18 protein-coding genes and 1 pseudogene are annotated in these 21,826 nt (G+C 65.1%); 13 read left to right on the top strand and 6 right to left on the bottom strand.

The window, feature by feature from the left end; translation table 11 throughout:
* Window positions 1–82 precede the first annotated feature (82 nt).
* Together Q2M23_RS28945 and Q2M23_RS28940 are read right to left on the bottom strand one after the other, a co-directional pair.
* Window positions 83–1,330, bottom strand: a complete 1,248-nt coding sequence (locus Q2M23_RS28945) for an ABC transporter substrate-binding protein (RefSeq protein WP_316397836.1) — start codon at window positions 1,328–1,330, stop codon at window positions 83–85.
* Between the two features lie 87 nt (window positions 1,331–1,417).
* Complete coding sequence (locus Q2M23_RS28940) at window positions 1,418–2,236, bottom strand: putative hydro-lyase (protein WP_057017644.1); 819 nt, start codon at window positions 2,234–2,236, stop codon at window positions 1,418–1,420.
* Between the two features lie 120 nt (window positions 2,237–2,356).
* On the opposite strand from Q2M23_RS28940, the gene Q2M23_RS28935 reads away from it, so the two are divergent.
* The 3 genes from Q2M23_RS28935 to Q2M23_RS28925 all read left to right on the top strand — a co-directional run bounded on the left by Q2M23_RS28935 (window position 2,357) and on the right by Q2M23_RS28925 (window position 5,593).
* On the top strand, window positions 2,357–3,274 hold the full coding sequence (locus Q2M23_RS28935) for a LysR family transcriptional regulator (RefSeq protein WP_057017643.1): 918 nt from the start codon (window positions 2,357–2,359) through the stop codon (window positions 3,272–3,274).
* 124 nt (window positions 3,275–3,398) lie between these two features.
* Entirely contained in the window at window positions 3,399–4,649 is a 1,251-nt protein-coding gene (locus Q2M23_RS28930) for a Zn-dependent hydrolase (protein WP_057017665.1), read from the top strand.
* 32 nt (window positions 4,650–4,681) lie between these two features.
* Entirely contained in the window at window positions 4,682–5,593 is a 912-nt protein-coding gene (locus Q2M23_RS28925; protein ID WP_316397834.1) for an NAD(P)-dependent oxidoreductase, read from the top strand.
* Window positions 5,594–5,983: 390 nt separating this feature from the next.
* On the opposite strand, the gene Q2M23_RS28920 is transcribed toward Q2M23_RS28925, so the two are convergent.
* Window positions 5,984–7,063: a tartrate dehydrogenase gene (locus tag Q2M23_RS28920; RefSeq protein WP_316397833.1), complete on the bottom strand. Its 1,080-nt coding sequence runs from the start codon at window positions 7,061–7,063 to the stop codon at window positions 5,984–5,986.
* A gap of 168 nt (window positions 7,064–7,231) precedes the next feature.
* Between Q2M23_RS28920 and Q2M23_RS28915 the strand changes: the two genes are divergently transcribed.
* On the top strand, window positions 7,232–8,008 hold the full coding sequence (locus tag Q2M23_RS28915; protein WP_057017642.1) for an SDR family oxidoreductase: 777 nt from the start codon (window positions 7,232–7,234) through the stop codon (window positions 8,006–8,008).
* A 116-nt stretch (window positions 8,009–8,124) separates the two neighbouring features.
* Here the strand turns inward: Q2M23_RS28915 and Q2M23_RS28910 are convergent, their stop codons facing one another.
* Complete coding sequence (locus Q2M23_RS28910; RefSeq protein WP_316397831.1) at window positions 8,125–8,979, bottom strand: alpha/beta hydrolase; 855 nt, start codon at window positions 8,977–8,979, stop codon at window positions 8,125–8,127.
* A gap of 88 nt (window positions 8,980–9,067) precedes the next feature.
* Between Q2M23_RS28910 and Q2M23_RS28905 the strand changes: the two genes are divergently transcribed.
* Window positions 9,068–10,492 carry an amidase gene (locus Q2M23_RS28905; RefSeq protein ID WP_316397830.1) on the top strand — a complete coding sequence of 475 codons (1,425 nt, stop codon included), beginning with the start codon at window positions 9,068–9,070 and terminating at the stop codon, window positions 10,490–10,492.
* Window positions 10,493–10,692: 200 nt separating this feature from the next.
* Here Q2M23_RS28905 and Q2M23_RS28900 read toward each other — a convergent pair whose 3' ends face one another.
* On the bottom strand, window positions 10,693–11,325 hold the full coding sequence (locus tag Q2M23_RS28900; protein WP_076827173.1) for a TetR/AcrR family transcriptional regulator: 633 nt from the start codon (window positions 11,323–11,325) through the stop codon (window positions 10,693–10,695).
* 239 nt (window positions 11,326–11,564) lie between these two features.
* On the opposite strand from Q2M23_RS28900, the gene Q2M23_RS28895 reads away from it, so the two are divergent.
* From Q2M23_RS28895 to Q2M23_RS28875, 5 genes are all read left to right on the top strand, one after another.
* Window positions 11,565–11,771 (top strand): ferredoxin, encoded by a 207-nt coding sequence (locus tag Q2M23_RS28895; protein ID WP_016842874.1) that lies wholly within the window; start codon window positions 11,565–11,567, stop codon window positions 11,769–11,771.
* Between the two features lie 74 nt (window positions 11,772–11,845).
* Complete coding sequence (locus Q2M23_RS28890) at window positions 11,846–13,072, top strand: cytochrome P450 (RefSeq protein WP_141340861.1); 1,227 nt, start codon at window positions 11,846–11,848, stop codon at window positions 13,070–13,072.
* Between the two features lie 81 nt (window positions 13,073–13,153).
* The gene (locus tag Q2M23_RS28885) at window positions 13,154–14,476 is read left to right on the top strand and encodes an MFS transporter (protein ID WP_316397829.1); all 1,323 of its coding nucleotides are present in this window, start codon (window positions 13,154–13,156) and stop codon (window positions 14,474–14,476) included.
* 12 nt (window positions 14,477–14,488) lie between these two features.
* Window positions 14,489–15,151, top strand: coding sequence for a sulfite oxidase-like oxidoreductase (locus tag Q2M23_RS28880; RefSeq protein WP_253609641.1), 663 nt, complete (start codon window positions 14,489–14,491; stop codon window positions 15,149–15,151).
* 28 nt (window positions 15,152–15,179) lie between these two features.
* Complete coding sequence (locus Q2M23_RS28875) at window positions 15,180–16,400, top strand: bifunctional alpha/beta hydrolase/OsmC family protein (protein ID WP_316397827.1); 1,221 nt, start codon at window positions 15,180–15,182, stop codon at window positions 16,398–16,400.
* A gap of 182 nt (window positions 16,401–16,582) precedes the next feature.
* Here the strand turns inward: Q2M23_RS28875 and Q2M23_RS28870 are convergent, their stop codons facing one another.
* The gene (locus tag Q2M23_RS28870; RefSeq protein ID WP_316397826.1) at window positions 16,583–18,067 is read right to left on the bottom strand and encodes a PLP-dependent aminotransferase family protein; all 1,485 of its coding nucleotides are present in this window, start codon (window positions 18,065–18,067) and stop codon (window positions 16,583–16,585) included.
* 47 nt (window positions 18,068–18,114) lie between these two features.
* On the opposite strand from Q2M23_RS28870, the gene Q2M23_RS28865 reads away from it, so the two are divergent.
* The 3 genes and pseudogenes from Q2M23_RS28865 to Q2M23_RS28855 all read left to right on the top strand — a co-directional run bounded on the left by Q2M23_RS28865 (window position 18,115) and on the right by Q2M23_RS28855 (window position 21,498).
* Window positions 18,115–19,056, top strand: a complete 942-nt coding sequence (locus Q2M23_RS28865) for a DMT family transporter (RefSeq protein WP_316397825.1) — start codon at window positions 18,115–18,117, stop codon at window positions 19,054–19,056.
* Window positions 19,057–19,269: 213 nt separating this feature from the next.
* Window positions 19,270–20,145: a tyrosine-type recombinase/integrase gene (locus Q2M23_RS28860; RefSeq protein WP_253587431.1), complete on the top strand. Its 876-nt coding sequence runs from the start codon at window positions 19,270–19,272 to the stop codon at window positions 20,143–20,145.
* Window positions 20,146–20,153: 8 nt separating this feature from the next.
* Window positions 20,154–21,498, top strand: a pseudogene (locus Q2M23_RS28855) (IS91 family transposase).
* Window positions 21,499–21,826: the final 328 nt, after the last annotated feature.

Genomic DNA, 21,826 nt, shown 5'->3' with positions numbered 1-21,826 from the left:
TCGCGCTAGGAAAACGCGTCGCAACAAGAATCCAGAGCTCCGTTCCGATACGATCGGAACGGACGCTCTGGCGCCCGACCGATTAGCTGTTCATCGGCCAGATCGCCTCGGAGACGGCGGCCTGTTCCGGGAAGATCGTCACGAAGTTCTTCGCGGAGTACTGCAACAGCACCGGATCGGCGAAGTTGTTCTGCCCCATCTCGTCGAACTTGACGCGCCGCCACGGCATGATGGTCTGATCGCCCGGCATGTCGGTGGCGACCAGCGCCTCGCGGATCTTGTCGCCGTCGGTCGACTTGGCGCGGTTGATGGCGTCCGCCATCACGATCAGGCCCATGAACTGGCGCGATGAATAGTCGTTGAAGTCCTTGCCCGACTTGGCGCGGTACATCTCGTTGATCAGACCGACCATCGGCCGCTTCTGCGCCAGGTCGAGCGAGAAGCTGCCGCGCGAGATCACTCCCTCGAGCTTGTCGCCGACCGCGTCGTAGGTCGCCTTTTCCGAGAAGCCGGCGTCCTGCGCCATGATGTTCTTCGGCTTGTAGCCGAGCTCGGCCATGGTCTTGACCAGGAGGATCGCGTCGGTGGTGTAGCTCGACGGCATCAGCACGTCGGCATTCGCCGCCTTTAGCTGCTGCACCTCGGCGGTCAGCGACGGCGAGTTGGCGCGGTACTTGATGTCGGCCACGATCTTGTAGCCGCGCTCGGCGGCGAGCTTGGTCTGCGCGTTCGCCGAATCGGTACCGAAGATGGTGTCCTCGTGGAACAGCGCCAGCGTCTCGATCTTCTGGCCCTTCTTCTTCATCGCATCGAAGAAGTCGAACATCGCGGTCGAGAACATCTCGTCATGCGGCGAGGCGCGGAAATAGTATTTCAAGCCGCGCCGATGCAGGCTCGGCGAGGAATTGTCGGCCGAGAGGAACGGAACGCCGTAACGCTCGCAGATCTGGCTGACGGTGACAGCGACCGCGCTCTGATAGGTGCCGATCACGGCGCAGACCTTCTCCTGCGTGATCAGGCGCTCGGCTTCGGCGCGGCCCTTTTGCGGATCGGCCTGGTGGTCGGCGAACACGAGCTTGACCTTGGCGCCGCCGAGGCCGGACAGGCCCTCGCCCTTGGCGAGCGGCAATGCGAAGTCATAGTTCTTGTTGATGATGTCTGCCGCGGTCTCGAACGCGCGCTGCGCATCGACGCCGATCTGGGCGCTGGCGCCCGAGAGCGGATAGATCACGCCGATTGCCACTTCACTGGTCTGCGCGCGCGCGGCCATCGGACCGAGCGCAGCAGCGGCAGTGGCACCCAGCAACACGTTACGGCGAGAGATCGTCATCGAAATTTCCCCTTGGTCAGCTTGTTATAATCGATGTGACGCTTGTAGCGCGCAGTAAAGCCTCAATGAATTGCACGAATTGCCTATTCAGAGCACAGCGAGCTGCTTGTTCCTGAGATCGGTCACCAGCATCAGGCCCGGCGAATGCGTGATCGCGAACGGCAGCTTCGCACTTGCGATCACCGATTGCGGCGTGACGCCACAGGCCCAGAACACCGGGATCTCGTCATCGGCGACCGGTACCGCATCGCCGTAATCGGGCTTGGCGATATCCTTGATGCCGATCGCATGCGGATGGCCGAGATGGACCGGCGCGCCATGCACCGACGGGAAGCGCGAGGTGATCTGCACCGCGCGGATCGCATCCGCCGGCTTGAACGGGCGCATCGACACCACCATGGGTCCCGCGAACGGTCCCGACGGGCTGCAGGCGATATTGGTGCGGTACATTGGCACACGCAGATTGCGTTCAATGTGACGGATCGGCAGGCCCTCATCCAGCAGCGCCTCCTCGAACGAGTAGGAGCAGCCGAGCACGAAGGTGACGAGATCGTCGCGCCAGTATTTGGTGATGTCGGTCGGCTCGTCCGCCACCTCGCCGTCGCGCCAGACCCGGTAGCGCGGCACGTCGGTGCGGATGTCGAGGTCGAGACCAAGGGCCGGAATGCGGGGATCGCCGACGTCAGACATGCCGATGATCGGGCACGGCTTCGGATTGAGCTGGCAGAAGCGGTGGAAGGCGCCGGCGAGCTTTTCCGGCAGGATCGCGAGATTGCCCTGGACGAAACCGTTGGCGAGGCCGGCTGTGGTGGCCGAGGCCACGCCGTCACGGCAGGCGCGGCGCGCTTCGACGCTCGCCGGCACTGGCTCCCCCTGAGATCGCTGCACTGCCGCAAAAACAGTCATGGGATTCTCCTGCCCATAATCTCGACAAGGACAAACCAACACCAAGCGTGATATAATGTCTAATCGTCCTTTCTAATCAAAATCGATAAAGCAGATTTATCGATCGGGAAAATGCTTCCAATGACGGACTTCCGCTCGATCGAGACATTTCTCTGGGTCGTCAAGCTCGGCAGCTTCCGCGGCGCCGCCCAGCGGCTCAACACCACCCAGCCGGCGATCTCCCAGCGCATTGCCCAGCTCGAGCGCGAGATGGGCGTCAAGCTGCTCAACCGCGACCACCGGGTGGCCTCGCCCACCCCGAGCGGGCGGCTGATGATGATCTATGCCGAGAAGCTGATCGGCCTGCGTTCGGAGATGATGGCCGAGGTCGGCGACCGTTCGGCGATGCGCGGCGCGCTGCGGCTCGGTGTCGCGGAGACCATCGTGCACACCTGGCTGCCGCGCCTCGTCAAAAGCGTCAACGAGGTCTACCCGAACCTGTCGCTGGAGATCGAGGTCGACATCACGCCCAATCTGACGCAGCGGCTGCTGGCGCAGGAGATCGAGCTCGCCTTCGTGCTTGGACCGGTCTCGGCGTCCGGCGCGCACAACCACGTGCTGTGCGATTACCCGATCGGTTTCCTGGCGAGCCCGGCGCTCGGCCTCGGCGACGGCCCGGTGGCGCGGCAGGACCTGGCGCGGTTTCCGATCATCACCTTTCCGCGCAAGACCCAGCCCTACGAGACCGTACGCGCGCTGTTCAACGCCCCCGATCTGCCGCCGATCCGGCTGCACGCCTCGACCTCGCTCGCGACCGTGATCCACATGGCCAATGAAGGGCTTGGCATCGCGGTGATCCCCGCGGCGATCGTCGAGAACGAGCTTGCCGACGGGCGCTTGCTGCTGCTCGACACAGACCTCAAGCTGCCGCCCCTCACCTTCACCGCGAGCTGGCTCGCCTCGCCCGATGCGGTCGCCATCGAGCGCGTCGCCAATCTCGCCAGGCAGATCGCGCAGACGAGCGTGGCGGTTGACGGCGCGAGAGTGGCGCGTCATTGAACGATTGCCGGATAATCGAACGTCATTCCGGGATGGTCCGAAGGACCAGACCCGGAATCTCGAGATTCCGGGTTCGATGCTGACGCATCGCCCGGAATGACGAAAATAAAAATGGACTGACGACATGAGCCGAGCCGCCACCAACCTGCAGATCGATTCCGCCCGCCTCTGGGGCACCATCCACGAAACCGCGCAGTTCGGTGCAACGCCCAAGGGCGGTGTGCGGCGGCTGACCTTGAGCGCCGAAGACAAGCAGGTGCGCGACTGGTTCCGCAAGGCATGCGCGGACGCCGGCCTCGAGGTGCAGGTCGACGCACTCGGCTCGATGTTCGGGTTGAGGAAAGGACGGGACATGTCGAAGCCGCCGATCGGCGTCGGCTCACATCTCGACACCCAGCCGACCGGCGGCAAATATGACGGCGTGCTCGGCACGCTGGCGGCGCTCGAAATGGTGCGCACGCTGAACGATGCCGGGATCGAGACCGAGCTGCCGATCTGCATCTGCAACTGGACCAATGAGGAAGGCTCGCGCTTTGCGCCGGCGATGATGGCCTCGGCCGCCTATGTCGGCGATTTCACCACCGACGACATCCTGTCGCGCAAGGACGCCGAGGGCGTCACGGTGGCGCAGGCGCTGGACACGATCGGTTATCGCGGCGACGCCCCGGTCGGCCGCCAGAAGTTCACCAGCTTCGTCGAGCTGCATATCGAGCAGGGTCCGATCCTGGAGGCCGAGAACAAGACCATCGGCGTGGTCGATTCCGGCCAGGGCGTGTTGTGGTACGACGGCAAGATCACCGGCTTCGAGAGCCACGCCGGCTCGACCCCGATGCCGCTGCGCCGCGATGCGCTGGCGACGCTGTCCGAGATCGTTCTGGCGATGGAGAGCATCGCGAAGAAGCACGGCCCGAAGGCGGTCGGCACCATCGGCGAGGCCGTGATCGCCGCGCCCTCGCGCAACGTCATCCCCGGCGAGATCACCTTCACGGTGGATTGCCGCAGCGCCGACGCTGGGATCATGGATGCGCTGGATCGCGACCTGCGTGCCGCTGTGAGCGAGATCGCAGCAAAGCGCAAGGTCGAGGTGCAGCTTGATCTCGTCTGGCGCAAGGCGCCGACGCACTTCGATCCGAAGCTGGTCGACGCGGTCGAGAACGCCGCCAAGCAGCTTGGCTATTCGCACCGCCGCATCACCTCGGGCGCCGGCCACGACGCCTGCAACCTCAACACGGTGATGCCGGCAGCAATGGTGTTCGTGCCCTGCAAGGACGGCATCAGCCATAATGAGCTGGAAGATGCCAAGCAGACAGATTGCGCCGCCGGCGCCAACGTCCTGATGCATACGGTGCTGGCGCTCGCCGGCGTCGCGTCCTGATCATCATTTCTCCTCATCGGATGGAGGCTTTCGTGCGCGCAGTGTTTGTCGACGCCAATGAATCGCTTGCTGTCATCACGGAACGACTGGAAAAGCCCGGCGATCCCAGGATGCGGATCAACCGCAACCCGGACATCAAGTCCGAGGACTATCCGGCGGTGCTCGACGGCGCCGAGATTGCGGTGGTCGACCACACCGCGCTGCCGACCGATGTTGCGAAGAAGTGCGCCGGCCTGAAGCACGTCGTATTCCTCGGCACCGGCGCGCGCAGCTACATGAACCCGGAAGAGCTTGCCGAGCTCGGTATCTCCGTGCACCTGATCAAGGGCTATGGCGACACTGCGGTCGCGGAGTCAGCGATCGCGCTGATGTGGTCGTCGGCGCGCGTGATCGCGCAGATGGACCGCGAGATGCGCGCCGGCAACTGGCTGCGAGAGGACGGCATGCAGCTCACCGGCAAGACACTCGGCCTGGTCGGCTTCGGCGGCATCGCCGCCGAGGTCGCCCGCATCGCACTCGGCAGCGGCATGAAGGTGATCGCCTGGAACCGGTCGGCCAAGAGCCATCCGGGTGTCGAATTCGTCGATCTCGACACCGTGCTGGCGAGCAGCGACGTGGTTTCGATCCACCTGCTGCTGAATGACGAGACCCGCGGCCTGATCACGCGCGACAAGATCGCGAAGATGAAAAAGGGTGTGGTGCTGATCAACACCGCGCGCGGCGCGATCGTCGACGAGCAGGCGATGATCGATGCGCTCAATTCGGGCCACATCCGCCACGCCGGCCTCGACGTCTACAACATCGAGCCGCTGCCGAAGGATCACCCGCTGACCAGGATCCCGAACGTGACGCTGTCGGCGCACTCCGCCTTCCGCACGCCCGAGGCGAGCGAGAATTTGATCCACGCGGCGTGGGAGCACTGCCGAAGGATCGTGAAGGGGTAATTTCACCGTCGTCCCGGCCAAGCCAACGGGTCGGCGCAAAGCGCCGCCCGATGACAGGCTCCGCGCGAGCCGGGACCCATAACCATCACTGCCCATTGTCACGAAGGCTGGGGGCACAGCGAGCCCCAACAACGAGACCCTGTGGTTATGGGTCCCTGCTTTCGCATGGACGACAGTGGCCGTAGGGTGGCTAACCCGCCCTACGCAGATTGCGAAGCAATCAATAACGACGTCGTCCTGGACAAGCGAGCGTAGCGAGCGCGATCCAGGACCCATTACCACCGGCCTGCGTCATCGCGCAGGGCGGTGGTCAGACCCAGCAACACAACAAGCACTCGGGGTAATGGGTCCTGGCTTTCGCCAGGACGACCCCGTGCTTGACGGCGCAGCCTAATCCAACATCTCCGCGACGGCCTTGCCGCACGTCGTGGTGTCGGCATTGCCGCCGAGATCGCGCGTGCGCAGCGTGCGTTCGCCGAGCGTGCGCTCGATCGCGCCGACGATCGCAGCCGCCGCCTGCTTCTCGCCGAGATGCTCCAGCATCATCGCGCCCGACCAGATCATGCCGATCGGGTTGGCAATGCCCTGCCCGGCGATGTCAGGCGCCGAGCCATGGACCGGCTCGAACACCGAGGGGAAGTCGCCTTCCGGATTGATGTTGCCCGACGGCGCGATGCCGATCGTGCCGGTGCAGGCCGGGCCGAGATCGGAGAGGATGTCCCCGAACAGGTTGGAGCCGACCACGACGTCGAACCAGTCCGGATGCAGCACGAAGTTCGCGGTCAGGATGTCGATGTGGTATTTGTCCCACTTCACGCCGGGATATTTCTTTGCCATCGCCTCCACGCGCTCGTCCCAGTAGGGCATGGTGATGGAGATGCCGTTCGACTTGGTCGCCGAGGTCAGATGCTTCTTCGGCCGCGACTGCGCCAGATCGAACGCAAATTTCAGGATGCGGTCGACGCCGGTGCGGGTCATCACGGTTTGCTGGGTGACGAATTCGCGGTCGGTGTCCGGGAACATGCGGCCGCCGACGGACGAGTATTCGCCCTCGGTGTTCTCGCGCACCACCCAGAAATCGATGTCGCCGGGCTTGCGGTTCGCCAGCGGCGACGGCACGCCGGGCATCAGCCGCACCGGGCGCAAATTGACGTACTGGTCGAACTCGCGGCGGAATTTTATGAGCGATCCCCACAACGAGATATGGTCGGGTATTTTCGCCGGCCAGCCGACCGCGCCGAAATAGATCGCATCATGCTTGCCGATCTGGTTCTTCCAGTCGGCCGGCATCATCTCGCCGTGCTTCTCGTAATAGTCGTAGGAAGCGAAGTCGAAATGGTCGAACTTCACGTCGACGCCGTGCTTCTTGGCCGCCGCCTCGATGACGCGCAGGCCCTCCGGCATCACTTCCTTGCCGATGCCGTCGCCGGGAATGACCGCAATCCGATACTGCTTCTTTGCGCTGCTCATCGAGAACACCCTTGTGATTTGCCCGGCCGGCAATGCCGCCTATTCTGATGGTCCTGCAATGGACCAAACTTTGCGCGAGCGCAACGCTGCAGTGCAGTGTTGACCGCGGCGCGACCCTGCCCCACCAAATTCGCCGACACCCACTCCTCATACCAAGCGAGACATCCCATGGATCTGCATCTGCGCGGCAAGCGTGTCCTGATCACCGGCGCCTCCAAGGGCATTGGCGCGGCCGCCGCCGAAGCCTTTGCCGAGGAAGGCGCCAACCTCCTGCTCGCCGCCCGCAACGGCGACCAGCTCAAGGCGCTCGCCGAGCGGCTGCGCTCCGCGCACCAGATATCTGCCGCGACCAGCGTGGTGGATCTGCGCAAGTCCGAGGATCTCGCGCGCCTCGCCGGGGAGGCCGCCGACATCGATATCCTTGTCAACAATGCTGGCGATATCCCCGGCGGCTCGATCGACAAGATCGACGAGGCGACCTGGCGGCATGCGTGGGAGCTCAAGGTGTTCGGTTACGTCAATCTGACGCGCGCGATCTACGCCCAGATGAAGGCGCGCGGCGGAGGCGTGATCGTCAATGACATCGGCGCGGCCGGCGAGAAGTTCGACGCCAATTACATCTGCGGCAGCGCCGGCAATGCCGCGCTGATGGCGTTCACCCGCGCGCTCGGCGGCAAGAGCCTCGCCGACAATATCCGCGTCGTCGGCATCAATCCCGGCCCGGTCGGGACCGACCGCCACGTCACGCTGCTCAAGACCCGCGCCAAGAACCAGTTCGGCGACGAGAACCGCTACAAGGAATTCCAGAAGGGCCTGCCGCTCGGCCGGCCCGCACATGCACGCGAGATCGGCGACCTGATGGCGTTCCTCGCCTCCGACCGCGCGGGTTATACGTCGGGCGTGATCTACACGGTGGATGGCGGGCTGACGTCGGGATGGGGTTAGAAATCGCCCCTCCGCTTGTACCGCCGTCATCCTGAGGAGCCGCGCGTAGCGCGGCGTCTCGAAGGATGGGCCACGGGCTGCGCCATCCTTCGAGGCTCGCCGAAGAGGCTCGCACCTCAGGACGACGCCGTCCGCTCGAACAGCTGCCGGATCAGCGTCGTGATGCGGCCCTGCGGCGCCAGCATCTGGTTCATGATAGAGAAATGATCGACGCCGGCGATCTCCTCATAGGTCACCGGCAAGCCGTAGCGGGCGCGATGGCCGGCGAAATCGGCGGTCTGCTTGCGCAGCAGCGGCAATTCGGCGCTGCCGACTACCAGCGACAGCGGCTTTGCCGTGCCGCCCTCCGCCATCATCGGCGAGTTGCGCCGCGACGCCGCTTCGTCGAGCCTCAGCTTTTCGTTGAGGTAGGAATGCCTGATCGGCTCGAGGTCGTAGATTCCCGAGATCGCCATGCCGGCCCGGACATGGCCGTTCGACAGCGCCATCGATGTCAGATGTCCGCCGGCCGACCAGCCCGACACCACGATGCCCTCGGCAGCGGCCCCGAGCGCGGGCAACTGCCCGGCCAGAAAGTTGATGCCGGCATGGATTTCGGCGACGATGTCGTCGAGCGTCGCATCCGGCGCCAGCGTATAGCCGATCAGCGCGACATTGATGCCGTGGACCATCGGCCCCTCGGCGAAGGTCGTGAACACTTCCTTGGCATGGGTCTGCCAATAGCCGCCGTGGATGAACAGCAGCGTCGGCGCGCCGTCGCGAACTTTCAGGAAGTCGATCCGGTTGCGCTCGCGCGAGCCGTATCTGAGGTCGAGACGGCCGGCGTGCTTTTGCCGCAGTGCCGCCGAGCGTTGCTCCCAGCCGGCGGCGATCTCGGCGCTGCCCTTGACGGCAACGCCGTTGTTCAAGCCGAGGTCACGCTCCTGCTGGCTCATCGCGCGCCAGTCCAGCGCGGAAAACAACGCTGCCATCCCTGTCCCTTCGGTTCTCGTCGCATTGCCACGACGGCAGGAAATGTTCTACAGCACAAGCAAACAGAAGGCATAGGAGCAACGGCGCATGGCTGATCAGGGCTTGGTGAAGGAAACGGCGTGTGCCGTCGTCGAGAAGCTGAAGGCCGGTGACGTTACGCCGCTCGATCTGCTCGACGTGCTGGAGACGCGCATCGCCGAGGTGGACGGCAAGGTCAACGCACTGCCGACGCTGTGCTTCGACCGCGCCCGCACCCACGCCAAGGCCCTGATGCAGAAACCGGTCAGCGAGCGCGGCCTGCTCGCGGGCCTTCCGGTTCCGATCAAGGACCTCACCGCCGTCTCCGGCGTGCTGACCACGCTGGGCTCGCCGATCTTCAAGGACAACGTCCCGGCGAAATCCGACATCCTGGTCGAGCGTCTCGAAGAGAATGGCGGCGTGATCTACGCCAAGTCGAACACGCCGGAATTCGGCGCCGGCGCCAACACCTTCAACGAGGTGTTCGGCCCGACCCGCAATCCCTGGGACACATCGCGCTCGGCCGCCGGCTCCTCCGGCGGCGCCGCGGTGGCACTTGCGAGCGGCACCGCGTGGCTGGCGCACGGCTCCGACATGGGCGGCAGCCTGCGCAACCCGGCGAGCTTCTGCGGCATCGTCGGCCTCCGGCCGTCGATCGGCCGCGTCGCGCAGACGCCGAAATTCGGCGTCGACCGCACGCTCGGCCAGCAGGGACCGATGGCGCGCAATGTCGAGGACCTCGCGCTGCTGCTCGACGCGATGAGCGGCGAGCATGCCGCCGATCCGCTGTCGCTGCCCGCACTGCCGACGTCGTTCCTGTCGGCGGCGCGGTCAGGCAGCAGGCCGAAGCGCATCGCCTATTCGCCCGATCTCGGCATCACGCCGGTCGATCCCGAGGTCAAGGCGGTGACCCGCAAGGCGGCGGAGCGGTTCGCGGCAGCCGGTGCGATCGTCGAGGAGGCGCATCCCGATTTCAGCGAAGCCCATGAATGCTTCCACGTGCTGCGCGCGTTCGATTTCGCAATCAGCAAGGCCGAACTGCTGCGCACCAAACGCGATCTGCTGAAGCCCGAGGTGATCTGGAACATCGAGGAAGGGTTGAAGCTCACGGTCGAGAAGCTCGAACGCGCCGAGGCGCAGCGCGTCGCGATGACGGCGCGTACGCTCGAATTCTTCGACAAGTACGACCTGCTGCTGGCGCCCGCGACCATCGTGGCGCCGTTCCCGGTCGAGAACCGCTATGTCGCCGAGTGCGACGGCAAGAAGTTCGACAACTACGTCGAATGGCTCGGCATCGTCTACGCGATCACGCTGGCCTGCTGCCCGGCGCTGTCGCTGCCCTGCGGCTTCACCGCCTCGGGCCTGCCGGTCGGCCTGCAGATGGTCGCAAAGCCGCGCGCCGAGGCGCAGCTGCTGGCCGGCGCGAAAGTGCTGGAGGACATTCTGGGCGTGCGCGGCACCACCCCGATCGATCCGCGGCCGCCGCGATCCTGACCCTTATGGTGGAGAGGCGGGCGATACCCTCCACTTCGTCATTGCGAGCGAAGCGAAGCAATCTGTCACCGAGCGCGCAGAACGATGGATTGCTTCGTCGTTTCAGCGCAAAATTGCTCTGCAATTTTGTCGCGAGCTCCTCGCAATCCAGGGGCTATCTATCTCTATGGGACGAAGGGATAGGCTGCAGACGATCTGCCCTACGCCTTATCCTCCGTCGCCTGCAGCGCCACGGTGAGTGCCGCCTTGGTCTGCTCGACGATTTCGTCCAGCAACTCCTCGCGGCTGATCTGCGCGGACTCGCCGGTCAGCAGTCCCTGCTCGGCGAGCATCACGATGCCGTGCAGCCCGGCCCAGATCTTCAGCGCCTGCCGCTCGCGCAGCAGGCCGACCGCGGGCGCCTCGAACGACTCGATCAGCAGTGCCAGCGTTTCCATCGCCGCGGTGTGCAGTTCGCTGCCCTTGGGCGCGCAGGCCATGGTGCGCGACGCGAACATCAGCCGGTAGATGCCGTGGCGCTCGAGCCCGAAGGCGAGCGCGGCCTGGGCAAAGCGCGACAGCTTCGAGCCCTTGCTCGACTGCTCGATCGCCTCGCGCATGATCACGTTGAACTGCCGGAATGCTTCCGCGGTCACCGCCTCCAGCAGCGCCTCGCGGTCGGCGAAATGCCGGTACGGCGCCGGCTGCGAGACGCCGAGCTGCTTGGCCAGCGCCTTGATGCTGATCGCCTCGGGACCACCGAGCTCGACCTCGCGTAACGCGGCCTGGATCAGGGCTTCGCGGAGGTCGCCATGGTGGTAGGTTTTGAACGGCTTACGAACGATTTGTCCCATTGCGGCAATGATCGCTGAATTTTCGCTTGACGCGCAAGCGCGACGATAATGTAATATACTATAACTTGGTGATCCGGTTAAGAGGCCGGCCGCCCAAGCAAGCCAAGAGCTTGCCTAAACAAGAACTTGCCTAAACAAGAACTTGCCTAAACAAGAACTTGCCTAAACAAGGCTTGCATAAACCGGAATGAGGAACCCGGCGCAACCCACAATGCGCCAGAGCCGAGGGAGGTGCTTGCATGTCCAAGCTCAGAATCCGCGTCGACCAGGACAAGTGCCAGGGTCACGCCCGCTGCAAATCACTCGCCCCCGAACTGTTCGAGCTCGACGAATACGGCAACGCCCATGAGGTCGGCGACGGGACGGTCCCGGCCGGGCTCGAGGACAAGGCCTGGCTCGCGCAGACCAATTGCCCGGAAATCGCGATCGAAGTCACCGAGGAATGACGGCCAGCCGGGGACGGCCGTGCGCCGCCCGTTGAGCCAACCAGCGTTTGATCGAACGAGAAGGAAACGAGCTGATGTCCGATTCCCCGTCCGCAAGCTATCTGCCCGAACATCCCCCGGTCTCCGACTGGGTCCATGATTTCGACCATACCGATCCGGTCTGGACCGACGACCCGTTCCCGATCTGGGAGACGCTGCGCGCGGCTTCGCCCGTCGTGCATACCGAGCGCTTCCTCGGCTGCTACATGCCGACCACCTATCAGGCGGTGAAGGAGATCGCCTACGACACCGAGCACTTCTCCTCGCGCCGCGTCATCGTGCGCGACATCCGCCCCGAGATCACCGCTCGCGCGCCGCCGATCACCTCCGATCCGCCGGAGCACAAGCCCGCCAAGCAGGTGCTGCTGCCGCCGTTCACGCCGGACGCGATGAAGCGGCTGGAGCCGCGGGTGCGCGCGATCTGCAACGAGCTGATCGACGAATTCATCGCCGATGGCCATTGCGACGCCGCCGCGCGCTACACCAAGCACATCCCGGTGCGCGCCATCGCCCATATGCTGGGAATTCCCGAGAAGGACGGCGACCTGTTCATCAAATGGATCCACCAGATCCTCGAGCTCGGCATCAAGAACGAAGACGAGCTGATGAACGGCGTGCGCGAGATGACCGGCTACTTCGTGGCCCATCTCGAGCAGCGCAAGCTCGAGCCGGGCGACGATCTGATCTCGCAGCTGCTGCGGGCCAAGGGCCCCGGCGGCCAGCCGCTCACCGACGAGCATGTGCTCGGCTCGCTGCGGCTGCTCTTGATCGCCGGCATCGACACCACCTGGAGCGCGATCGGCTCCTCGCTCTGGCACCTCGCCAAGACGCCGGCCGATCGCGAGCGCCTGATTGCGGAGCCGGCGCTGATCCCGACCGCGATCGAGGAATTCCTGCGCGCCTATTCGCCGGTGACGATGGCGCGCGAGGTGATGAAGGAGACCACGATCTCCGGCTGCCCTGTGAAGGCAGGCAACATGGTGCTGCTGTCCTTCCCCGCCGCCAATCGCGATCCCGCCATGTTCCCCGATGCCGACAAGGTGGTGATCGACCGCAAGGAGAACCGCCACGCCGCCTTCGGCCTCGGCATCCACCGCTGCGTCGGTTCCAACCTGGCGCGGATGGAGATGCAGGTCGCGATCGAGGAATGGCTGAAGCGAATCCCTGATTTCCGGCTCGATCCGGCCGGCAAGGTCACCTGGTCGGAAGGCACGGTCCGCGGCCCGCGTCAACTGCCCGTTCTGTTCGGCAACAACGCCTGAGGAACCCGACAGCGGTTACATCGCGTCACCCAATGAGGTAGCTTGCCCCGGAATCGAACCGACGAGTCCGGGAGCAATGCAATGACCGAACAAACCGCTCAGCCCGCGAGCGATCATCTCGACATCCACGATGTCGAGCGGCGGGTGAAGGCGATCTTCATCGGCTCGGTCGGCAATCTCGTCGAGTGGTACGATTTTTACGCCTACACGGCGTTTGCGCTGTATTTCGCGCCGGCGTTCTTCCCGCACAGCGACCCGGTGGTGCAGCAGCTCAATGCGGCCGTGCTGTTTGCCGCGACCTTCCTCATGCGCCCGCTCGGCGGCTGGCTGTTCGGCTTCATCGCCGACCGCTATGGCCGGCGGCTGTCATTAACGCTCTCGGTGGTCTGCATGTGCTTCGGCTCGCTGATCATCGCGGTGACGCCGACCTATGCCTCGATCGGCATCGCGGCCCCGGCGATCCTGGCGCTGGCCCGCGTGATCGAGGGCCTGAGCCTCGGCGGCGAATATGGCGCCAGCGCCACCTATCTCAGCGAGGTCGCCGATCCCAAGCACCGCGGCTTCTATTCCAGTTTCCAGTACGTCACGCTGATCGGCGGCCAGCTCACCGCGATCATCGTGCTGCTGTTGCTGCAAAAGGTGTTCCTGACGCCCGACGAGCTGAAGGCCTGGGGCTGGCGGATTCCGTTCGTGATCGGCGCCATGCTCGCGATCGTCGCGGCGGTGATGCGCCGCAGCCTGCATGAGACCGAGGCCTTCGAGGAGGCCAAGAAGGTTTCCAAACCGACCGGCTCGATCGTCGGCTTGTTGAACTATCCGCGCGAATTGCTGCTGGTGGTCGGCCTCACCGCCGGCGGCACCGCGGCGTTCTATACCTTCACCACCTACATGCAGACCTTCGTGAAGCTGTCGGTCGGCCTCACCGAGGACCAGACCACCTTCGTGATCTTCGGCTCGCTGATCTTCGCGACCATCCTGCAACCGATCTATGGCGGGCTCTCCGATAAGATCGGCCGCAAGCCGCTGCTGATCTTCTTCGGCATCGCCGGCACGCTCGGCACGATCCCGATCCTGACCGCGCTGAAGGACACCAAGTCGCCGTTCGTGGCCTTCCTTCTGATCTGCGGCGCCTGGATCTTCGTCGCCGGCTACACCTCTATCAACGCGATCGTGAAGGCCGAGCTGTTTCCGACCAATGTCCGCGCGCTCGGCGTCGGCCTGCCCTACGCCATCACGGTGTCGATCTTCGGCGGCACCGCGCCGGCGGTCGCGCTCTATTTCAAGAGCATCGGGCATGAGGACTGGTTCTACTACTATCTCAGCGGCATGATTTTCCTGTCGCTGCTGATCTACTCGACGATGCGCGATACCAAGCGCGACTCCGCGATGCATCGCCACGAATGATGGCCTGACGCGATGACCGACGATAACGAACCGCCCGAGAGCAAGCTGACGCGCAGCAAGCAGCGTTGGGCGCGCGAAGGCAAATTCCTCACCGGCAAGGTCACCCGCCCGGAGGAGCAGCGCCTGCCGCCGGGCCAGCATCTGACGGCGGATTGGCCGGTGCTCGATCTCGGGCTGATGCCGAACATCTCCCAGGAGCGCTGGCGGCTCGACGTCTACGGCGCGGTCGAGCAGACCATCTACTGGACCTGGCAGCAGTTCATGGCGCAGCCGCAAACGCAATTCGTCTCCGACATTCACTGCGTCACGACCTGGTCGCGCTACGACAACCAGTGGGAAGGGCTCGCCACAAGCGACCTGCTCGCCGCCTGCCAGCCGCGCGAGGACGCGCGCTTCGTCGCGCTGCATTCCTATGACGGCTATACGACCAACCTGCCGCTCGAAGACTTTGCCGCCGAGGACGCGCTGCTCGCCCATAGCTGGTCGGGCAAGCCGCTGGAGCAGGAGCATGGCGGCCCGGTGCGGCTCGTGGTGCCCCACCTCTATTTCTGGAAGAGCGCGAAGTGGCTGCAGCGCATCGAATTCCTCACCGAGGACGCGCCCGGCTTCTGGGAGGTGCGCGGTTATCACAATCGCGGTGATCCCTGGGCCGAACAGCGCTATTCTGGCGACTGACACACCAACAAGATGATGGAGCCTGCCCGTGCCGCACGAACGCTTTCAATTCACCGGTGTTGGCGGCCATCAGCTTGCTGCCGCGCTTGATACGCCCGACGGGCCGATCAAGGCCTATGCGCTGTTCGCGCACTGCTTCACCTGCGGCAAGGACGTGCTGGCCGCAAAGCGCATCGCGGTCGCGCTCGCGGCCAAGGGGATCGCCACGCTGCGCTTCGACTTCACCGGCCTCGGCTCCAGCGAGGGCGAGTTCGCCAACTCGACCTTCTCGTCGAACGTCGCCGATCTCGTCCGCGCCGCCGACCATCTGCGCGAGATGCGCACAGCGCCCGCGATCCTGATCGGCCACAGCCTGGGCGGCGCCGCGATCCTCGCCGCCGCGGGTCAAATCCCCGAGGCCAAGGCGGTCGCGACCATCGCCGCGCCGTCAGATCCCGTCCATGTCACGCATTTCTTCAGAGACCGGATCGAGGACATTCGCACGCAGGGCGAAGGCGAAGTCTCGCTCGCGGGCCGCCCGTTCCGCATCAAGCGCGAATTCCTCGACGACGTCGCCGAGCAGAAGTTGATGGCGCAGGTGAAGCAGCTGCACAAGGCGCTGCTGATCATGCATTCGCCGACCGACGACACCGTCGGCATCGACAACGCCACGCATATCTTCAGCGCCGCCAGGCACCCCAAGAGCTTCGTCTCGCTGGCCGAGGCCGACCATCTCTTGAGCGGCAAACAGGATGCCGCCTACGTCGCCGACGTGATCGGCGCCTGGGCCGAACGCTATATCGATATCGCGCCGCAACCGGCGGCAGATACCGGCAGTGCGCCGCGCAATGTCGTGGTGCAGGAGACCCGCGCCGGCAAGTTTCAGCAGATTGTCACGGCAGGCCCGCATCGCATGCTGGCCGACGAGCCGGTCGCGGTCGGCGGCCAGGATTCCGGCCCCGGGCCGTACGACTTCGTGCTGGCCGGGCTAGGCGCCTGCACCTCGATGACGATGCGGATGTATGCCGACCGCAAGTCGCTGCCGCTCGGTCGCGTCACCGTAACGCTGACGCACAGCAAGATCTACGCGAAGGATTGCGAGGAGTGCGAGACGCGCGAAGGCATGCTCGACCAGATCGACCGCGTCATCAGGATCGAGGGCGACCTCGACGCCGACCAGCGCAAGCGGCTGATGGAGATCGCCGACAAGTGCCCGGTGCACAAGACGCTGACGTCGGAGGTGCGGATCGTCACCAAGGCCGCGGAGTAAGCCTGCGACACAGCGAGACGGGTCGTGCCGTAGCAGCATCTGGGCGGCGTCCCTCTCCCGCACGAGGGCCGTCGCAGGGGCGTGCTAAAAAATATCGAAAACAACCCCATGCAAAGGTGCCGGCGGCCGCCGGCGCTCGACAAGGCAACTTGACACGTCGGGCAACTCAGGGATATCTTCCATTATTCCGAAATCGTGCGAGCGTCCCTTTGCCCGCGCGCCGTGCGCTTGCCGGTCAGGCAGTTCGCCATGATCCGCACCGCGGCGCCGATCTCGTTCTCGCGCCAGGCGGCGAAGCCGAGCAACAGGCCGTGGTCGCGCGGCCGCTCCAGCGCGAGGCTCGACAGTGCGCGCACCTCGACGCCGGCGACCACCAGGCGCGTCACAGCATCCCGGTCCGCACGGCCATCCTTGAAACGGGCAATCAGCTGCATGCCGCCCGGCGGCACCTCGGCGGTGAGCACCTCGCCGAGCTGCCGCGCCAGCGCCGCCGCGAGGTGATCGCGGCGCGCGCGATAGATCCGCCGCATCCGCCTGACATGCGCCAGGAAATACCCGTCGGCCATGAAGCCGGCCAGCGCCTCCTGGACATGCACGGAGGCGATCAGCCCGAGATGGCGCTGCGCGATCTCCATCGTCCGCGCCAGTGATGGCGGCACCACCAGATAGCCGATGCGGATATCGGCGGTCATCGCCTTGGCGAAGGTGCCAAGATAGAGCACGCGTCCCTCGCGATCGAGCCCCTGCAGCGCCGGCATCGGGCGACTGTCATAGTGAAACTCGCCGTCGTAATCGTCCTCGACGATCCAGGTCTTGCCGGGCTCGGCAGAAGCCAACAGCTCGGTGCGGCGCGCGACCGGCATCACGCGCCCTGTGGGGTGCTGATGCGAGGGCGTGGTGAAGATCAGCTTCGGCGCGCGCGTCGCGCGCGTCCGCATCATGCCCCATTGATCGAGGCTGACACCGACGACGTTTGCACCGGCGGCACGAAACGCCGCCGCCGCACCGGGATAGCCGGGATCCTCGGTCCACACCGCATCGCCGGCGACGATGGTGGTCGCGGCGATCAGCGTCAGCGCCGCCTGCGCCGTCGGCAGCACCAGGATCTGATCGGCCTCGGCGCGCACGCCGCGGCTGACTTCGAGATAATCGCGCAAGGCTTCGCGCAGGCTCGGCCGGTTGACCACGGTCTGGTCATTGAAGCGGCGGCGCAATGCGCTGCGACGCAGGCAGCGCGCCCAGATCTCGTGCGGAAACTCCCGTGCATCCGCAAGCCCGGGACGCAGCGGCCGGAAATCGGCCTGGTAGGACAGCGGCCAATCCGTATCGGAGAGCTGCAACGCCCAAGGCGACAGCAGCGGCTTGCGGGCGGCATCACGGCGTGGCGCGGGCAGAGCCTTGGCGAAGCGCGCCTCGATATCGTCGGTCACAACCGGCCGCCGCCGCGCCGCGACCCGCAGATACCCTTCGGCGACGAGCTGCTCATAGGCATGCGTCACGGTGTTGCGCGCCACGTCGAGCTCGGCCGCAAGGCTGCGGCTCGATGGCAGCATGGCGCCGCTCCTGATCCGGCCGCTCGCCATCAGCGCGCGCAGCTGCTGGGTCAACTGCGCGGCCAGCCCGGCATCGTCCGATCGCTTCAGCGCGAGCAATTCGGCGAGGATCAATCTGGCTCCACTATTCTACCAAATCTGGCTCTTTCGAGAGAGCCAGCATGATCCTATTCACAAGCGGTATTGCCTGCAAGGATCCTGCCGCGAACCAGTCACTCTCCCCCGCCAAGGCCGCCGCCCTGTTCATCGTCGTGGTGCTGGCCTGGGGCATCAACTGGTCGGTCACGAAATCGCTGGTCGAGGCGGTGCCGCCGCTGTGGACCGCATCGATCCGCAGCTGGGTCGCCCTGATCGCGCTGCTGGTGATCCTGCGCGCCAGCGGCAATTTGATCATTCCGCGGATCGCCGATGTCCCGGTCGTGCTCAGCGTGGCGCTGCTGCACATGACGTTTTTCTCGACGCTGGTCGCCGCCGGCCTGCGCTATCTCCCGGCCAGCAAGGGCGTCGTGCTCGGCTACACCACGCCGCTCTGGGTCGCGCTTGCCGCGGCCGCCGCGCGCACCGAACGGCTCGGGACGCTCAAGCCTGTCGGCGTCGCGCTGGGACTCGCCGGGCTCGGCGTGATCCTCAACCCGGCGTCGCTGGACTGGAGCAATCTGCATGTCCTCGCCGGCGCCGGCATGATCATCATCGCCGCGATCTGCTGGGCCGCGAACATCATCTATATCCGCTCGCACCGCTGGATCGCGACGCCGCTGCAATTGCTGCTGTGGCAGGTGCTGGTCGCGACGCTGGTGCTGACGATGTCGGCGCTCGTCACCGAAGGCGTGCCCGAGGTGAAATGGTCGCCACACCTCCTGCTGCTGTTCCTCTATTCCGGCTTCATCGGTACGGCGTTGGCCTATTGGGCGATGTCCATGGTCAACAAGAGCCTGCCGGCACTGACCACCTCGCTCGGCACCACGGCGACGCCGATCGTCGGTATCGTGACCGCAGCCCTCTTGCTCGGCGAGCCGATCGATCTCTCGCTGGCGATTGCCGCGGCCCTTATCGTCGGTGGGATCGCGCTGAGCTCGCTCGCGGATGCGCCGTCGCGTGCGTAATTAGGACCTGTGCTCATAGATTCGTCACGTCCGCTTCGGTCTCGGAAGCTGACGTCGAAACCGACGCGCTGCATGTCGGCCTTGGGCCAAAGGACTAAACCGCTCGCGCGGTAGGGCACGACGGCTGGCAGCACGGCTGAGAGGATAGCGCAACGAGGCGTCCTGTCTTGAGATGAGGGGTTCGCAACCTTCACTCAAAACAGGAGCATCCCCATGACCGACGAGGCAGTGAGCCCGCTGCGCCGGCGCATGATCGAAGACATGACGATCCGGAAGTTCGCGCCGAAGACCCAACATGACTATGTGCAACGGGTCAAGAACTTCGCGGCGTTTCTCGGACGATCACCTGATACGGCGAGTTTTGAGGACGTGCGGCGCTACCAGCTGCATCTGGCATCGAGCGGCGTTGGCGTGCCGACCATCAACCAGACCGTCTCGACGCTGCGGTTCTTCTTCAGGGTCACGCTCAAGCGCCACGAGATCGTCGAGCACACCCACGTCATTCACGAGCCGCGCAAGCTGCCGGTGGTGCTGAGCCCAGAGGAAGTGGCGCGGCTGCTCGATGCGGCACCGGGGCTGAAGTACAAGGCGGCGCTGAGCGTGGCCTACGGCGCCGGCCTGCGCGCCGCCGAGGTGGTCTCGCTCAAGGTCGCCGACATCGACAGCAAGCGGATGATTATCCGCGTCGAGCAGGGCAAGGGCGGCAAGGACCGCAACGTCATGCTGTCGCCGCACCTGCTTGATCTGCTGCGGACCTGGTGGAAGGCGGCGCGGCCGCAGGGCTGGCTGTTCCCCGGCCGCGATCCGGCGCAGCCGATGACCACGCGCCAGCTCAATCGTGCCTGTCATGCCGCCGTGCAGATGGCGGAGATCAACAAGCGCGTGTCGCTGCATACCCTGAGGCACAGCTTCGCCACCCATCTCTTGGAGCAGAACATCGACGTGCGCGTGATCCAGGTGCTGCTCGGTCACGCCAAGCTCGACACCACGGCGCTCTATACCCGGGTCGCCACCAAGACGATCAGCGAAGTGATGAGTCCGCTGGAACACATCGCGATCAAGATGAAGGAGGCTCGGCCACCCGGCTGACGGCGCCCGTGTCCCGCCCGGTTCTGGAGGTTGCGGATATCCTCCGCAGCCATGGTCCGGCGTGGCGCAAGGCCCATGCCGGCCACGTCAGCCTCGACCAGTTGAAGGTGATGTCGGCGATCGAGCGCTGCCGCACGGCAGCCCTCGGCGGCCATGTCGCGCGCTGTGAGGACTGCGCCCACACGTCGATCGCCTACAACTCATGCCGCAATCGGCACTGCCCGAAGTGCCAGGGCGCTGCGGCGAAGCAGTGGCTCGCCGATCGCGAAGCCGAGCTGCTGCCGGTGCCGTATTATCACGTCGTGTTCACGCTGCCGGCTCGGATCGCCGACATCGCCTATCACAACAGGGCTGCCATCTACGACCTGCTGTTCAAGGTCTCGGCCGAGACCATGCTGACGATCGCCGCCGACCCGAAGCATTTAGGGGCCAGGATCGGCATCACGTCGGTGCTGCACACCTGGGGCTCGGCCATGACCCACCACCCCCATGTGCACATGATCGTGCCGGGCGGCGGTATCTCCCTCGATGGTCAGAGCTGGGTACTCTGCCGGCCGGGCTTCTTCCTGCCGGTGCGCGTGCTCTCACGACTGTTCCGGCGCCTGTTCCTGGGTCGCCTTGCTGCCCTCCACCAGGCCGGGCGCCTCAGCTTCTTCGGTAACGACGCTCATCTCGCCGGAGCACAATCATTCGCCGCATTGCTTGCAGCGTCGCGCAAGACGGAATGGGTCGTTTATGCCAAGCGTCCGTTCGGCGGGCCACAGGCCGTGCTGGCCTATCTGTCGCGCTATACACACCGCGTCGCCATCGCCAACAGCCGCCTGATCGCCCTCGACCAGCAAGGCGTCACCTTCAGATGGAAGGATTATCGGGTCGATGGCCGCAATCGTCACAAGCGGATGACGCTCGCCACCTTCGAGTTCATCCGCCGCTTCCTCATCCACGTGTTGCCAAAGGGCTTGCACCGCATCCGCCACTACGGCCTGCTGGCGCGGGGCCCCTGCGCCGACAATATCGCACGCGCGCGCGACGTGCTGGCGCTGCACGAGCATCCCGACCAGTTCAGGAAGCTGAAGGAGAATCCCGCACTGATGCTGCGCCGGGATTGGCCCGCGGCCGTCGCCGGCCTGTTGCGGGTGCAGCTTCCAAAGCGCATTAAAGCGATTTAATATCAGAGAACTGCTCGCCGTCAGCGATCGTGAGAATGAGCCCACCGAGACCATCGCCGCCGGCAAGCCGCCGTGCCCATGCTGCGGCGGTCGCATGATCGTCATCGAGGTCTTTGAGCGAGGCGCAACGCCCAGCCATCAACAGACCGCGCCAACCCGCGCCATCAGGATCGATACGTCATGAGCGCGCAACCGTCATTCTGCAAAGCTGCTCGCCATGCCCGCCGCTCATCGACCGGCCACGGCGGAGCGCACCTGAACGCTCATCGGTCGTCGCCCATCCGTCCATCATTGATCGCGTTCGACGCCGCCCACCGCCCATTCAATGATAGCGACAGCGTCGTGCCGACCGCTGCACCGGTTCGAACTCCATCGGCCAGGTCGCCTGCAGAGCTCAAATCCCCATAGAGCCCGCCGCACTTTCCTGCCCACCATGCGCGGTTTCCTTGTATGGGCTTTGTCAAGGGAGGCGTTTAAATAGGCGATAGGTCGGCGCATCTTTTCCTTCGTCA

Origin of the sequence: Bradyrhizobium sp. 33ap4 (genome assembly GCF_032654765.1) — a bacterium.
GTDB classification, from domain to species: domain Bacteria; phylum Pseudomonadota; class Alphaproteobacteria; order Rhizobiales; family Xanthobacteraceae; genus Bradyrhizobium; species Bradyrhizobium australafricanum.
This window is presented reverse-complemented; position numbering and strand designations above follow the sequence as displayed.